The 13,834-nt window shown below is 69.3% G+C and carries 13 protein-coding genes and 4 pseudogenes; 5 read left to right on the top strand and 12 right to left on the bottom strand.

Annotated elements, in window-relative coordinates; all coding sequences use genetic code 11:
- Positions 1-22: 22 nt before the first annotated feature.
- The 10 genes and pseudogenes from ACFJGX_RS21635 to pqqA form a co-directional block, all read right to left on the bottom strand.
- On the bottom strand, positions 23-388 hold the full coding sequence (locus ACFJGX_RS21635; RefSeq protein ID WP_382327039.1) for a hypothetical protein: 366 nt from the start codon (positions 386-388) through the stop codon (positions 23-25).
- A gap of 96 nt (positions 389-484) precedes the next feature.
- Positions 485-676, bottom strand: a complete 192-nt coding sequence (locus tag ACFJGX_RS21630) for a hypothetical protein (protein ID WP_382327037.1) — start codon at positions 674-676, stop codon at positions 485-487.
- A gap of 118 nt (positions 677-794) precedes the next feature.
- On the bottom strand, positions 795-1,319 hold the full coding sequence (locus ACFJGX_RS21625; RefSeq protein ID WP_382327035.1) for a hypothetical protein: 525 nt from the start codon (positions 1,317-1,319) through the stop codon (positions 795-797).
- 12 nt (positions 1,320-1,331) lie between these two features.
- Positions 1,332-1,943 carry a hypothetical protein gene (locus ACFJGX_RS21620; RefSeq protein WP_382323879.1) on the bottom strand — a complete coding sequence of 204 codons (612 nt, stop codon included), beginning with the start codon at positions 1,941-1,943 and terminating at the stop codon, positions 1,332-1,334.
- Entirely contained in the window at positions 1,918-2,655 is a 738-nt protein-coding gene (locus ACFJGX_RS21615; protein ID WP_382323880.1) for a hypothetical protein, read from the bottom strand. Before ACFJGX_RS21615 ends, ACFJGX_RS21620 begins: the two co-directional genes overlap by 26 nt.
- Entirely contained in the window at positions 2,652-3,779 is a 1,128-nt protein-coding gene (gene pqqE, locus ACFJGX_RS21610; protein WP_382323881.1) for a pyrroloquinoline quinone biosynthesis protein PqqE, read from the bottom strand. The genes ACFJGX_RS21615 and pqqE overlap by 4 nt, the downstream gene beginning before the upstream one ends.
- Complete coding sequence (gene pqqD / locus ACFJGX_RS21605; RefSeq protein ID WP_382323882.1) at positions 3,763-4,026, bottom strand: pyrroloquinoline quinone biosynthesis peptide chaperone PqqD; 264 nt, start codon at positions 4,024-4,026, stop codon at positions 3,763-3,765. Before pqqD ends, pqqE begins: the two co-directional genes overlap by 17 nt.
- Before the next feature lie 112 nt (positions 4,027-4,138).
- Positions 4,139-4,871 (bottom strand): annotated as a pseudogene (gene pqqC, locus ACFJGX_RS21600) (pyrroloquinoline-quinone synthase PqqC).
- A 13-nt stretch (positions 4,872-4,884) separates the two neighbouring features.
- Positions 4,885-5,803 (bottom strand): annotated as a pseudogene (pqqB, locus tag ACFJGX_RS21595) (pyrroloquinoline quinone biosynthesis protein PqqB).
- Positions 5,804-5,875: 72 nt separating this feature from the next.
- Positions 5,876-5,950: a pyrroloquinoline quinone precursor peptide PqqA gene (pqqA, locus tag ACFJGX_RS21590; protein WP_068167214.1), complete on the bottom strand. Its 75-nt coding sequence runs from the start codon at positions 5,948-5,950 to the stop codon at positions 5,876-5,878.
- 90 nt (positions 5,951-6,040) lie between these two features.
- On the opposite strand from pqqA, the pseudogene ACFJGX_RS21585 reads away from it, so the two are divergent.
- Positions 6,041-6,937, top strand: a pseudogene (locus tag ACFJGX_RS21585) (alpha/beta fold hydrolase); the annotation flags it as partial.
- A 538-nt stretch (positions 6,938-7,475) separates the two neighbouring features.
- The gene (locus ACFJGX_RS21580; RefSeq protein WP_382327033.1) at positions 7,476-8,105 is read left to right on the top strand and encodes a hypothetical protein; all 630 of its coding nucleotides are present in this window, start codon (positions 7,476-7,478) and stop codon (positions 8,103-8,105) included.
- Here the strand turns inward: ACFJGX_RS21580 and ACFJGX_RS21575 are convergent.
- On the bottom strand, positions 8,082-10,139 hold the full coding sequence (locus ACFJGX_RS21575) for a sigma-54-dependent Fis family transcriptional regulator (protein ID WP_382327031.1): 2,058 nt from the start codon (positions 10,137-10,139) through the stop codon (positions 8,082-8,084). The two genes, ACFJGX_RS21580 and ACFJGX_RS21575, sit on opposite strands and share 24 nt — an antisense overlap.
- Positions 10,140-10,581: 442 nt before the next feature.
- Between ACFJGX_RS21575 and pedF the strand changes: the two genes are divergently transcribed.
- Positions 10,582-11,073, top strand: coding sequence for a cytochrome c-550 PedF (gene pedF, locus ACFJGX_RS21570; protein WP_382327029.1), 492 nt, complete (start codon positions 10,582-10,584; stop codon positions 11,071-11,073).
- Here pedF and ACFJGX_RS21565 read toward each other — a convergent pair.
- A complete protein-coding gene (locus ACFJGX_RS21565; RefSeq protein WP_382327027.1) occupies positions 11,046-11,555 on the bottom strand; it encodes a hypothetical protein in 510 nt (169 codons plus the stop codon). The genes pedF and ACFJGX_RS21565 overlap by 28 nt on opposite strands.
- Between ACFJGX_RS21565 and ACFJGX_RS21560 the strand changes: the two genes are divergently transcribed.
- Both ACFJGX_RS21560 and ACFJGX_RS21555 read left to right on the top strand, forming a co-directional pair.
- On the top strand, positions 11,548-11,961 hold the full coding sequence (locus ACFJGX_RS21560) for a substrate-binding periplasmic protein (RefSeq protein WP_382327026.1): 414 nt from the start codon (positions 11,548-11,550) through the stop codon (positions 11,959-11,961). The genes ACFJGX_RS21565 and ACFJGX_RS21560 overlap by 8 nt on opposite strands.
- A gap of 244 nt (positions 11,962-12,205) precedes the next feature.
- A pseudogene (locus ACFJGX_RS21555) lies at positions 12,206-13,727 on the top strand (aldehyde dehydrogenase family protein).
- The last annotated feature ends 107 nt before the right edge of the window (positions 13,728-13,834 follow it).

Here is a 13,834-nt window from a genome sequence, read left to right as displayed (position 1 = left end):
AGCCTTCTGCGGATACTTTTACCTACCGCACCCACACCGCCGTCAACCGCCCGCCGACCAGAAACCCGGGCGGCACGGTCTCCTCGCGCTCGAACTTCACCAGGCCTTTGCCCTGGCAGTACCACTCGCGGCTGGTGAGCGGCACGTCGGTGAAGCCGTTCACCGGGTCGGTGAAGAGGTTGAGCTTGGCGCGGCCCACGACCCGCAGACACGGCTTGTGCGTGCCGGTGGGTGTCTTCACCTCGTCGTCCACGGCCTCGATGCGCCAGGCCATCGGCGCGCGGTGGCTGTAGCGCAGTTCGCGCGGGTGCTCGTTGCGGCGCAGGATCAGGTAGGGCACGGTGGGCGTGGTCCATTCGGTGCCCACTTCGTAGGGCGCCTTGAGCACCCACAGCGGTTCCTTGTCGGGCGTGGGCTCGCGGTCGATGTCGGTGCGCGTTGCGCACGCGGCGAATGCCTTTTTCGTCGCTCAGCAGGTGGTAGCTCACGCCGGCCGATGGTGGCGCACCTGGGTGCGCTGGCCGGCCACGGTCTGCGGCGCGGTGACGGTGAGCGTCCATGTCTCGGGCGGTGGCGCTTCGTCGCTCTCCACCGTCACGGCGTAGACCATGCGCTCGCCCTCGATCAGCGGAAACCAGCCTTCGCCGCCACCCTGACCGCTGCAGCTGGTCAGCATTACCCAGGTTGCAACGCTCGCCGGCATCCCCTTCCAGACCCACCCTGGATCCGGCTTTGCCGGGCCCGTGGTGGGGTCCCCCGCTCGGGGGGGAAGACGCGAAGCGGCGCAGGGGGGCTCATTTCTCCGGCAGCTGCGCGCGCGGCAGGTCGCTCAGCTTGATCTGCAGGCGGTCGTTGCCGGCCGGGCGCAGCCAGGCGAAGCCGCCCGCACCCGGCACCGGTTCGGTGCTGCCCATCTGCGTGTTGCCGTCGCGCGCCTTGCGCAGGCCGTCGCCCAGGATGCGGTGCAGGTCCTTCTCGTAAGGCAGGCGGTGCACGCGCGGCATCGCCAGCGGCTGGTTGTCCGTCATGGGATTGACCCAGATGTAGATCGCGCCGGCGTGGCCTCGGCCCGGGCTGGGTTCGTCGAACACGGCCGAGAGCAGCACGAAGCGCGGGGGCAGGGGAGCGTCGCTCGGCCAGCCCGCGATGCCCTGCAGCGTGGCGTGGCTCAGCGCGTAGAAGCCGCTGACCAGCAGCACCGCGCCCAGCTTCACGCCCCAGTGCCAGCGCGTGGCCAGCAGCAGGCACAGCAACAGGAAGGCCAGCAGCGCGTACACCAGCACCAGCCACAGCAATTGGGAAGAGACGGTGGGGATCATGGGAAGCGGTGTTCAGAGGCCCGTGCGTTGCACGATCGCGAGCGGTCGGGTGTTGAGGTCGGTCACGCTGCCGGCCTCGTCGAGGGTGAAGCGCACCAGCGTGCGCTCGTCGCCCTTGCGTGGGATCTGCTGCGTGCCGGTGTAGACGATCTCCGCCTGCGGGTTGACCTTCACCACCGCCACCGACACATCCACCGGCTGCTGGTCGCGCGAGTCGTAGTAGTGCGCGTTCACCACGTACTCGCCCGGCACCAGGCCACGCAGCGTGACGATCTCCTGCCGCACCGGGCTGCGGATCTCGCGCCCGTTGACGATCACGCTGTTGTTCTTCGCGCCCCGGTCGTCGCGGTCCAGGTGCAGCATGCCGGCGTCGCGCTGGCGGAACCACAGCGTCTTGCCGCCCGGCTCGTTGACCCAGGCGTCCACGTCGTTGGGATTGTTGTCGGGCCAGGAGATGGTGACGATGAACTCGGCCTTGGCCGGGATGTCGCCGCTCTTGCGCGCCTTGGGGTTGAAGGCGAGCAGCGCGATGACGAAACAGAAGACGAACGCGATCAGCATGTTGAACAACATGTCGTAGAACGGGTCGGTCTCGGTGTCACGGACCGCTCGGCCGATCGCCATCGCGCGCCTCCGGGGTCGGTGTGGTGGCCAGCGTGTCGGCGATGAGCGCGTCGGCGAACCGGTCCAGCCGCATGAGCTGCAGGCCCAGCAGGATGTTGCCGGTGAGGCCGGTCACGGTGGTCAGCAGCGCGATGCCCAGGCCGCCGGTGAGGTTCTTGAGCAATTGCGTGGACTGGCTCGCGTCGAAGCTCTGCACCTCGCCGAGCTGCAGCGCGAGGATGGAGAAGCCGATCACCTTGCCCAGCAGGCCCAGCTTGAGCTGGATGCCATTGAGCCACCAGGCCATTTCGTGCGGGCCGTGCGCGCGCTCGCCCAGCACCTGCAGCCAGACCGTGGGGTCGGCACCGGCCCGCGCGCAGCCGTCGCGGTACTCGGCGCTCCAGGTGTCCAGCGGGTCTTCGCGCGCGGCGTCCAGCCGCAGGCGCTGTTCGCCCAGCACCCAGGCGCGGCGGCCGGCCCAGAGCGAGCCGCCGATGAACAGCAGCACGATGACCACGGTCAGGCCCGTGGGGTCGGCGTGCACCAGCCGGTGCCAGGCGCCGGCCTGCCACAGCAGCAGGGCGCCGAAACCCACCAGGCCCATGAAGGCGAGCCACAGCAGGAAGAGACCGTGCGGCGCGTGCTCCAGCGCGAACGGGCCGCGCCGCAGCACCGGCAGGTGGCTGACCACCGCCGCGCCCAGCATGCGGTGGTGGCCGGTGGCGGTGTTCATGCCGGCACCTCGGGGTGCAGGCCGCGCGACTCGGTGTCGCTGCGGAACACGATGGGGATGTGGCGCTGCGCGGGCGCCTGCTTCACGAGTTGCACCACCTGGTCGTGGTGGGGAGACTTGCCGCACACCGGGTCGGCCTGCGCCGCGTCGCCCGTGATCTGGAAGGCCTGGCAGCGGCAGCCGCCGAAGTCCTTGTGTCGCTCGTCGCAGTCGCGGCAGGGCGGCTTCATCCAGCCATCGCCCCGGTAGGCGTTGAAGGCCTGGCTGGTCCGCCAGATGTCGGCCAGCGGCGTGTGCGCCACGTTGGGCAGGGCCAGGCCGGGCAGGTTGCGCGCGTTGTGGCAGGGCATGGCCAGGCCGTCGGGCGCGACCGAGAGGAACACCGAGCCCCAGCCGTTCATGCAGGCCTTGGGGCGCTGCTCGAAGTAGTCGGGCACCACGAACAGCAGCCGGCAGCGCGAGCCGATCTGCTCGCGGTAGCGGTTCACCACCGCTTCGGCCTCCACCAGCTGCTCGTGCGTGGGCATGAGGTGGTCGCGGTTGACCCAGGCCCAGCCGTAGTACTGCGTGTTGGCGAGTTCGAGGTATTCCGCGCCCAGGTCCAGCGCCATCTCGATGATCGGGCCCACGTGTGGCAGGTTGTGCCGGTGCAGCACGCAGTTCATCACCATCGGCCAGTCGTGCGACTTGATGATGCGCGCGACCTTCTGCTTGAGCTCGAAGGTGCGCGTGTGGCTCAGGAAGTCGTTGAGTTCGCGCGTGCTGTCCTGGAACGAGAGCTGCACGTGGTCGAGGCCGGCGGCCTTCAGGCGCGTGGCGCGCGCGTCGGTCAGGCCCACGCCCGAGGTGATGAGGTTGGTGTAGTAGCCGAGCGCGTGCGCCTCCTGCACCAGCTCTTCCAGGTCGTCGCGCAGCAGCGGCTCACCGCCCGAGAAACCGAGCTGCGCCGCGCCCAGCGCGCGCGCCTGGCGCATCACGTCCACCCACTGCGCGGTGCTCAGCTCCTGCTGGATGCGCGCGTGCTGCGTGGGGTTGTAGCAGAACACGCAGTGCAGCGGGCAGCGGTAGGTGAGCTCGGCCAGCAGCCACAGCGGCGGGCCGGGCGGTTCAATCGATCCAGCCACGGCGGCCTCCTTCTTCGAGCAGGTCTTTCACCTGGCGGCCAATGCCCTGGATGGAAAACGTGGTCTCCAGATCCTCCACGATGGCGGCCAACGTGCGCTCACCATCGCAGCGTTTCAGGATCTCGGCCGCGCTCTCGTTGAGCTGCACCATGCCTTCGGGGTAGAGCAGCACCCAGCGCTCCTGCGCGGGCTCGTACTGCAGGCGGAAACGCCGCGAGAGCTTGGGATGGGTGGAGATGGCTGTCATGGTCGGCGCAAAGAGATCGTTGGACCAGCACACACCGCGGAACTGGCTCTGCCAGGCCGCTGGTGTGGTCCCCCCTCAGGGGGGAAGCCGCGAAGCGGCGCAGGGGGGGTCTTCATTGGCAGGCTTTCTCGATGGCATCGAGCATGTTCCAGAGGATGTCCAGCTTGAACTGCAGGATGTCCAGCGCGCGGTGCTGGGCCTCGCGGGTGTCGAAGTGCTCCAGCGTCACGCGCAGGCCGTGTGCCACGTCGCGCCCGGCCAGGGGGATGCGGTTGCGGAAGTAGGCCAGTCCCTCGGCCTCGATCCAGGGGTAATGCGTGGGCCAGGTGGCCAGGCGGTCCTTGTGGATCTGGGGCGCGAACATCTCGGTGAGCGAGGAGCAGACCGCCTCCTGCCAGGGCGCCCTGGCGGCGAAGTTCACGTAGGCATCGCAGGCGAAACGCACGGCGGGCACCACGCCCTGCAGCGACCACAGGTCTTCGCGCGCGAGGCCCACGGCCTCACCGAGCCGCGTCCAGGCCTCGATGCCGCCGGCGGCCGAGCCTTCGTGGTCGCCATGGCCGTCGTGGTCGAGGATGCGCTCGATCCACAGCCGGCGGTGCGCGCGGTCGGGCATGTTGGCGAGGATGGCCGCGTCCTTGCGCGGGATGCAGATCTGGTAGTAGAAGCGGTTGCGCACCCCAGCAGCGCAGCTCGTCGGGCGTGCAGCCGCCGCTGTTCATGCGCACGTTGAACGGGTGGTGGATGTGGTACGAGCGGCCCTTCTCGCGCAGCTGGGCCTCGAACTCGCCGCGCGTCCAGGCTGGCAGGCCGGTGCGGGGGCGCGGGGTGGTGGCGATGTCCATGGCGTGCCCGCGCTCAGAAGCGGATGTCCATGCCGTCGCGCGCCACCTCGATGCGCTGGCGGGTGAGTTCATCGCGCTCGGGCGAGTCCTCGATCAGGATGGGGTTGGTGTTGTTGACGTGGATCAGCAGCTTGCGCGTGGTCGCCGGCAGCCGCGCCAGGTGTTCGATCATGCCGCCGGGCCCGCTCTGCGGCAGGTGGCCCATGTCGGCCGCGGCCTTGGGCGACAGGCCCAGCCGCTGCATCTCGTCGCCGGTCCAGAAGGTGCCGTCCACCAGCACCATGGCGCAGGTGGCGATGATCGCCAGCAGCTCGGGCGTGACCTCGCCCAGGCCGGGGGCGTAGAACACGCGCGCGCCAGTCGCCGGGTTGCGCAGCACCAGGCCGATGTTGTCGCCCGGGCGCGGGTTGCCGCGGAACGGCGAATACGGTGGCGGCTTGGACGCGAGCGGCACGGCCTGCAGCTCGATGCCCTCCAGCCCGGGCGCGGTGAACGTGCGGCCGTCGGTGGGCACGGGATGGGGCGCCACGCCGCAGTAGTGCGAGAGCAGGCGGGTGATGGGAAAGCCGCTGTCCAGTTCGGACAGCACCTCGGGCGTGGCGCAGCAGCGGCAGCGCGCCTGCGCGCTCGCGCAGCATCAGCAGGCCGGTGACGTGGTCGATCTGCGCGTCCATCAGCAGCACGGCGGCGATGCCACTGTCGCGCACCGCGCGCGCGGGCTGCAGTTCCGGCGTGTCGCGGATCTGGCCGAGGATGTCGGGCGAGGCGTTGACCAGCAGCCAGTCCACCTCGTTGGCGCTCACCGCGATCGAGGACTGCGTGCGCGCGTGGGCCATGAGCTTTCCGCGGCGCAGGCCGTCGCAGTTGGGGCAATTGCAGTTCCACTGGGGGAAACCGCCGCCGGCCGAAGAGCCCAGAACCCGGATGCGCATGGTCGATGGAGGAAGGTGAAGGGTCAAAAAAAGCGCACGCGCTGTTCACACGTGCGCTGGCGGATCGATCGATCAGCGGTTGGCGATGTACATCGTGATCTCGAAGCCGAAACGCAGGTCGGTGAAGGCCGGGGTGGTCCATTGCATGGTCGTTCTCCAGAAAGGGTTGGCATGAACATGTCTGCAAGCCGGATGGCACCATCGCCACACCGGCCGCGACCCTGAACAGCAATATCGATGCCATGCAAAAGCCCCCCGAACGCCACCCCCTGGCCAGCACCCCGGCGCCTGCCCGTCGGTGGCCTGCACCGCATGGCCTGGCGCGAGCTCGGCGCGGCGCGCGGCGAGCCCTGGCTGTTGCTGCACGGCGGGCCGGGCGGCGCCTGCCAGCCCGGCATGCTGCGGCCCTTCGACCTGCGCCGCCAGCGCGTGATCGCCCCCGATCAGCGCGGTGCCGGCGCCTCGCGGCCGCGTGGCCGCACGCAGGGCAACCACACCCTCGCGCTGGTGGCCGATCTGGAGCGCTTGCGCGAGCAGTTGGGCATTCAACGCTGGTCGGTGCTGGCGGGTTCCTGGGGCACGGTGGTAGCGCTGGCGTATGCGCAGCAACACCCCGCGCGCGTGCCGCGCCTGGTGTTGCGCGGCGCCTTCGCGCTCACGCGCCGCGAGATCGGCGGCCTGCTGTTGCCGTCGGCCAGGCGAGGGCAAACCCTGAGGGCGCCGGCCGCTTTGTGGCCGGTGCGGCCGGGTGACGGTGTGCCGGTGGCGTTGCAACGGCTGAGACAACTGATTCAAAACGGCACACCCGGTGTTGCATCGCTGCGCGCGTGGCGCGGCTGGGGCCTGCGCGAAACCGCCGACGCGGCGCATGGCCTGCGGCGCAGCCTGCGCCACGCGGCGCACACCGGCTCGCCCTGGGCGAACCCGATCCGCCGTGAATGGGCCGGCCTGCAGCGCCAGCAGCGGCGCGCGCTGGCGCGCCTGCCCCAGCCCGGTGTGCGCCGCAGCGACCGCGCGGCCCGGACCCGGTACCGGGTGCAGGCGCACTACCTGCTGCACCGGGGTTTCATGCGCCCGGGCGGGCTGGACCGCGCGGTGGCGCTGCTCGCGCGCGAGCGCATCCCGGTGGACTGGGTGCATGGGCGCTTCGATGCGATCTGTCCACCGGCCAACAGCGCCCGCTGGGCCGCGTTGGGCCGGCGGGCGGGTGGCCCGGTGGTGTTGCACCTGCCGCCCCAGCGGCCACCTCGGTGGCGAGCCGACGATGCTGGCGTGTCTGCGCGCGTGCGTGAGGCGCTCGTTGCCATGAGAGCGGTGGGCGCCTTGCTGTTCGCGCTGTGTGTCTCCGTGAACGCACAGGGCCGCGACTGCCCGGACGGCGTGCCCTGGCAACCTGTGGCACCGGGCGTGTGGGCCTGGTCGCCGCCGGCGCCGCAGGAGATCTCGCCCGACAACGCCGGCCATGTGGTGCCGACCTCGGTGCTGATCGACGGCGGCGAGGCGTTGGTGGTGGACCCCGGCCCGAGCCATCGGCATGGCGAGCGCGTGCGCGCCTCGCTGGCCTGCCGCTTCGGGGTGCAGGTGCGCTGGATCGTCAACACCCACGCGCACGCCGAGAACGTGCTGCGCCAATGGCGCCTGGGCCGACCGCATCGAGACCGGCCAGACCACGGTGCTCGCCACCGAGGGCACGCGCCGGGCGATGGAGCAGCGCTGCCCGGCCTGCCTGCAAAGCCTCATCGAACGCGCCGGCGCGCAGGCCATGGCGGGCACGGCCATCGTGTGGCCCACGCGCGGCCTGATCGAAGGCGCGGTGTTGGCGGTGGGCGCGCAGCGCCTGCGCGTGATGCGCGTGGAGCAGGGGCACACCGAGAGCGACCTGGTGCTCTGGCACGCGCAGCAGGGCGTGTTGTGGGCGGGGGGTCTGGTGTACGGCGAGCGCCTGCCCGAACTCGCGCAGGGCAGCGTGGACGGCTGGCTCGCCGCGCTGGACCGTTTGCAGGCACTGGGGCCGCGCCACGTGATCGGCGCGGTGGTGTCCAGCGCGCAGGGCGATTCAGGGCCCGTGGCTCTTTCGGGCACACGCGGCTACCTGCAGGCCTTGCGCGATCATGTGCTGAGCGCAATGGACCAGGGGCGCCACGCCGGCGAGAGCGCCACCGTGCCCATGCCCGAATGGCGCGGCTGGGCCGGCCACGCGCAGCGCCAGGACTTCAACGTGCAGCGCGCCTGGCGCGAGCTGGAGCCGCTGTGGATGCGGCAGGCGCCGCCGCCGGCTTCAGCCGAGCAGGTCGGGCGGTAGCTGGTCCTTCTTGCGGTAGATGGTGTTGCGCGAGACGCCCAGCGCCTTCGCCGCCGCCGACACATTGCCCTTGTGCAGACGCAGCATCTGCGCCATGGCGCTGAGCGTGACGTCCTGCAGGCGCTGGCGATCGCCCGGTGCCACCTCGCTCAGCGGCGCGGGCGGTGGCAGCGGTTCGCTGCCCGGGGCGGTGCCGAAGGACTCGGCCAGGCCGCCCTCCGCCGCATCGGCGGCCTGGGCGTGTTCGAGTTCGTCGAGGAAATCGTCGGGCAGGTGCGCCACGTCGATCACGCCGTCGCTGCCCACCATCACGACGGCGGTGCGCAGCAGGTTGTGCAGCTGGCGGAAATTGCCCGGCCACTGGTAGCGCTTGAACAGCGCCATGACATTGGGCGCGATGCCGATCTGCTGGCCCTGGTCGCACAGCGCCTTGAGGATCTTGTGCACCACCAGTTCGAAGTCTGTGCGCTCGCGCAGCGCCGGCAGGCGCACCACCAGGCCGTTGAGGCGGTAGTAGAGGTCCTCGCGGAAATCGCCGCGCGCGATCATGTCCTTGAGGTTCTTGTGCGTGGCGCTGATCACCGTCACGTCCACTTCCACCTCCTTGCCCGCGCCCAGTGGGCTGACCTTGCGGTCCTGCAGCACGCGCAGCAGGCGGGCCTGCAGGTGCTTGGGCATGTCGCCGATCTCGTCGAGGAACAGCGTGCCGCCGTGGGCCTGGAGGATCTTGCCGATGGAGCCCTTCTTGCGTGCGCCGGTGAAGGCGCCTTCTTCGTAGCCGAACAGCTCGGACTCGATCAGCGTGTCCGGGATCGAGGCGCAGTTCACCGACACGAAGGGCTGCGCCGAGCGCGTGGAATCGCCGTGGATGGCCTGGGCCAGCAGGTCCTTGCCGGTGCCGGTCTCGCCCAGGATCATCACCGGGATGTCGCGCCCCGAGACCCGGCGCAGCTTGTGGATCACCGTCGACACCTGGGGGTCGCCCGTGTCGAGGTACTGCAGCGAGGAGAACTGCATCTTGCGGCCGGTGGGCCTGAGCGGCTCGGCCGCGGCGGCGGCGCAAGCGGGTGCCGCGTCGGGCGCGGCGCCCGTGGGCTTGCCACCGCCCGACCAGGGGTTGGCGGCCTTGATCTTCACGCGGCACCAGACCGACACGCCGTTGTGCATGCACAGCTGCTTGGGCGTGGGCATGGCGCCGCTGAACAGCTCGAACAGGGCCGAGATCGGCATGCCGAAGAGCGAGGAGAAGGTGTGGGCCTTGAGCGCGCTGAACGGCAGCCCGATCTGGAACTGCGCGCTGCGGTTGGCCGAGAGGAAGCGGCCCTCGGGCGAGAACACCGCGATGCCTTCGACCAGCGTGCCCAGGAACTCGGAGCGGGTGTGGAAGTGGATGCGGATGGCCTTGGGGAAGATGTCCGCGAACATGTGGTTCTCGATCATCTGCGCCGACATGCGCACCAGCGCCAGCGTGTGCTGGTGGTAGCTGCGGTGGTCACCCGTCACGTCCAGCGCGCCGATGACCTGGCCGTAGGGATCGAAGATCGGCGAGCACGAGCAGGTGAGGAACTTGTTGGCGTCCATGTAGTGCTGGCTGCCGTGCACCGTGAGCGCTTCCTGTTCGCTGAGCGCGGTGCCGATCGCATTCGTGCCCTTGTTTTTCTCGGACCAGTCCATGCCGGGCGTGAGCGCGACGCGCGAGGCCTTTTCGAGAAAGTCGGTGTCGCCCAGCGAATGCAGCACCAGGCCCTTGGCGGAGGTGAGCAGCACCATGCTGTGGGTGTTCACGATCTGGTCGTAGAGCGTCTCCATGACCGGGGCGGCGTGCTGGAACAGGAATCGGTTCTCTTCCCGTGCATCGTTGAGCAGACCCACGCCGGGGCTGGAGAAATCGGGCGCGTCCGTGGAGTCGATGCCATAGGCCTGCGACCGGCGGTGGGCCTGGCCGATGGGATCGGGTGGTGCGTTGCCGTCCGGGCCGGGGGGCGCGGGCGCATCGTGTCTTCCGCCGGGAGGCGTGAAGAGGGCAGCACTCATGTTGTCTCCTGGATCCGGGGGAAATCCCCCCCAGTAGTCGGGCACCCATCGTGGCGGGTGCTCCGGGTCGTCAGACGGGCTGTCGTCTTGGTCGCGCGGGTTCATGCAATTCTCTTCATATCTGTCCCTGTGAGCAACACTGGTTAATCCCGAGATGCAACAGCGTGTCCCGGGTGTCACACCTTCGCTGTTAGCAAAGAGCCGGCCACCACCTGGGCCAGGCCGTGGCGCGCAAAGTTGACACACAAGGCGCCCATGAAGCGGCGGACTGTGACATCCGGTGCGATCGCAGGCGACCCGGTGATTCAAATTGGCACACCTTGCACGGGCCTGACCGGGCCTGCGGGCGGGCCCGTCCCTTGCGTGGCTCCGGTCCACGGCGCCATGGCCTGCAACTTGCTGTCCATGCCGGAAAAGACCCTTTCTGAACCGGAGACAACCCATGAAGATTTCGCGTTTCTCTCTTTCCTTGCGGGGCGCGCGCGGCCTGCTCGCGCTGGCCGTCACCTGCGGCGTGGCCGCCGTGATGGCGCATGGCGATGTGACACCGCAGGCGGTGGACACGAGCACCCTGCCGCAGCTGGGCACCAAGTGGCTCGATGCCAACCCCTACAGCAGCGGTCCCGCGAACAAGGAGGCGCTGCGCATCGGCACCTCGGCCTACAACCAGAACTGCGCGCGCTGCCACGGCCTGGAGGCGATCTCCGGCGGCATCTCGCCCGACCTGCGCAAGTTCGACGGCGAATGCTCGGGTTACGCCGACGCGGCGAAGAAGGCCGCGTGCTTCAAGGAGATGGACGACTACTACATCGCCACCGTGCGCCGGGGCCGCGTGCGCGACGGGCGCGTGTACATGCCGCCGTTCGAGGGCACGCTGTCGCAGGAGGCGATCTGGTCGATCAAGACCTACCTCGAAACCCGCCGCGAGCCCTGAGACGGGAGACGCGCATGACCACCACCCATCACCACCACCCCGACCGCCGCCAGGTGCTGGCGGCCCTGCTCGCCGCGAGCGTGCCACTGGCGCGCGCGCAGGCCGACCTGAGCGACCTCGAACGCATCCGCGCGAATGGCGCGCTGAAAGTGGCGGTCTACAAGGACAACGCGCCGTTCTCCGACGGCCCGGCCAACGACCTCCACGGCCTGGACGTGTCGATCGCCGCCGCGCTGGCGCGCCAGCTCCAGCTGAGGCTGGCGCTGCTGCCGTTCGACGCGGGCGAGAACATGAACGACGACCTGCGCAACATGGTCTGGCGCGGCCATTACCTGGGCTACGGCCCTGCCGACGTGATGCTGCAGGTGCCGGTGGACCGCTACCTGATGCAGAAGAACCGCCAGGTGATGATCCTCGCGCCCTACATGCGCCAGCAGCTGGTGCTGGCGCACGACACGCGCCGCGTCGCCGAGGTTGCGCACGCCGGAAGACCTCAAAGGCCTGCCGCTGGCCGCCGAGCGCGGGGCCGGCGCGGCCAGCGCGCTCATGGGCCATGGCGGCGGTCTGCTGCGCGCGCAGGTGGGCATCCACAACAGCGGCGAGCAGGCGGTGCAGGCCGTGGTGGAGGGCAAGGCCGCCGCCGCGTATGTGACGCGCGCGCAGGCCGAGTCGGTGCTCTCGCACACCGATCCGAGGCCGAGCCACATCCGCCTGAGCACGCTCTCGCTCGGCGGCGTGCCCGACACCGGCTGGCCCGTGGGCATGGCGATCAAGGCCGAACACAAGGACCTGGGCCTGGCGCTGGAAGGGGCCTTGAAATCGATGCGCGACAGCGGCGAGCTGCTGGCCATCTTCCAGCAACATGGGCTCACGCTCACCGCGCCCTGACGCCCGACGCTTCAACACAGCCACTGGTTGCGCGCGCAACCAGTGGCTTTTTTCATGGCGCCGGCGTGTGTGCCGCTTTGAGACAGCCGGTTCGCTTGTGCACGGTTCCGGGACAGTGCGAACCCCGCATGTGTGCTTTCGTGCAGCGCTTCACCGGGCCCAAGCCCATGGCATGGAACTTGAAGAGAGCAGAGGGCCTGAAGACACAGGCCTTGCCATCAACGTCCATCCTGAGGAAGACAACATGCTTTACGCAGCCCCCGGCGCCGCTGGCGCCAAGATCGCCTACAAGACCCAGTACGACAACTTCATCGGCGGTCGCTGGCTCGCGCCGGTCAAAGGCCAGTACTTCGATGTGATCACGCCCGTCTCGGGCAAGGTGTACACGCGCGCCGCGCGCTCCACCGCCGAAGACATCGAACTCGCGCTGGACGCCGCGCACGCCGCGGCCGATGCCTGGGGCAAGACCTCGGCGGCCGAGCGCGCCAACGTGCTGCTCAAGATCGCCGACCGCATCGAGCAGAACCTGGAGCTGCTGGCCTACGCCGAGACCGTGGACAACGGCAAGGCGATCCGCGAGACGCTCAACGCCGACATCCCGCTCACGGTGGACCACTTCCGCTACTTCGCGGGTTGCGTGCGCGCGCAGGAAGGCGCGCTGAGCAACATCGACGAGAACACCGTGGCGTACCACATCCAGGAACCGCTGGGCGTGATCGGCCAGATCATTCCCTGGAACTTCCCCATCCTCATGGCGGCCTGGAAGCTCGCGCCCGCGCTGGGCGCCGGCAACGCCGTGGTGCTCAAGCCCGCCGAGTCCACGCCCATCAGCATCCTGATCCTGGCCGAACTCATCGCCGACCTGCTGCCGCCGGGCGTGCTCAACATCGTCAACGGCTACGGCCGCGAAGCGGGCATGCCGCTGGCCACCAGCAAGCGCATCGCCAAGATCGCGTTCACCGGCTCCACCACCACGGGCCGCGTGATCGCGCAGGCCGCGGCGAACAACCTGATTCCCGCCACGCTGGAACTCGGCGGCAAGTCGCCCAACGTGTTCTTCGCCGACATCATGGACAAGGACGACGCGTTTCTGGACAAGGCGATCGAAGGCCTGGTGCTGTTCGCCTTCAACCAGGGCGAGGTCTGCACCTGCCCCAGCCGTGCGCTGATCCAGGAAAGCATCTACGACAAGTTCATGGAGCGCGTGCTCAAGCGCGTGGCCGCGATCAAGCACGCCAACCCGCTGGACACCGACAGCATGATGGGCGCGCAGGCCAGCAAGGAACAGCTCACCAAGATCCTCTCGTACCTCGACCTGGGCAAGCAGGAAGGCGCCGAGGTGCTGGCCGGTGGTGGCGCAGGCGAACCTGGGGGGGGAGCTCGAAGGCGGCTACTACGTGCAGCCCACGCTGTTCAAGGGCCACAACAAGATGCGCATCTTCCAGGAAGAAATCTTCGGCCCCGTGCTGGCCGTGACCACCTTCAAGGACGAGGCCGAAGCCCTGGCGATCGCCAACGACACGCTGTATGGCCTGGGTGCCGGCGTGTGGAGCCGCAACGGCAACGTGGCCTACCGCATGGGCCGCGCCATCAAGGCCGGCCGCGTGTGGACCAACTGCTACCACGCCTACCCCGCGCACGCCGCCTTCGGCGGCTACAAGGAATCGGGCATTGGCCGTGAGACGCACAAGATGATGCTGGACCACTACCAGCAGACCAAGAACTTGCTGGTGAGCTACAGCGAGAACAAGCTGGGGTTCTTTTAATCCCCCCCGCGCCGCGCCTGCGGCGCGTCACCCCCCAGGGGGCAACGCGTGCGGACCGGCCAAGCCGGATCCGCCGCGTTCTGGCTGGGGCACTTCGCTCCGGAAAG

Source organism: Hydrogenophaga sp. UC242_50 (genome assembly GCF_042697355.1).
In the GTDB taxonomy this organism is placed as follows: Bacteria; Pseudomonadota; Gammaproteobacteria; order Burkholderiales; family Burkholderiaceae_C; genus Hydrogenophaga.
This window is presented reverse-complemented; position numbering and strand designations above follow the sequence as displayed.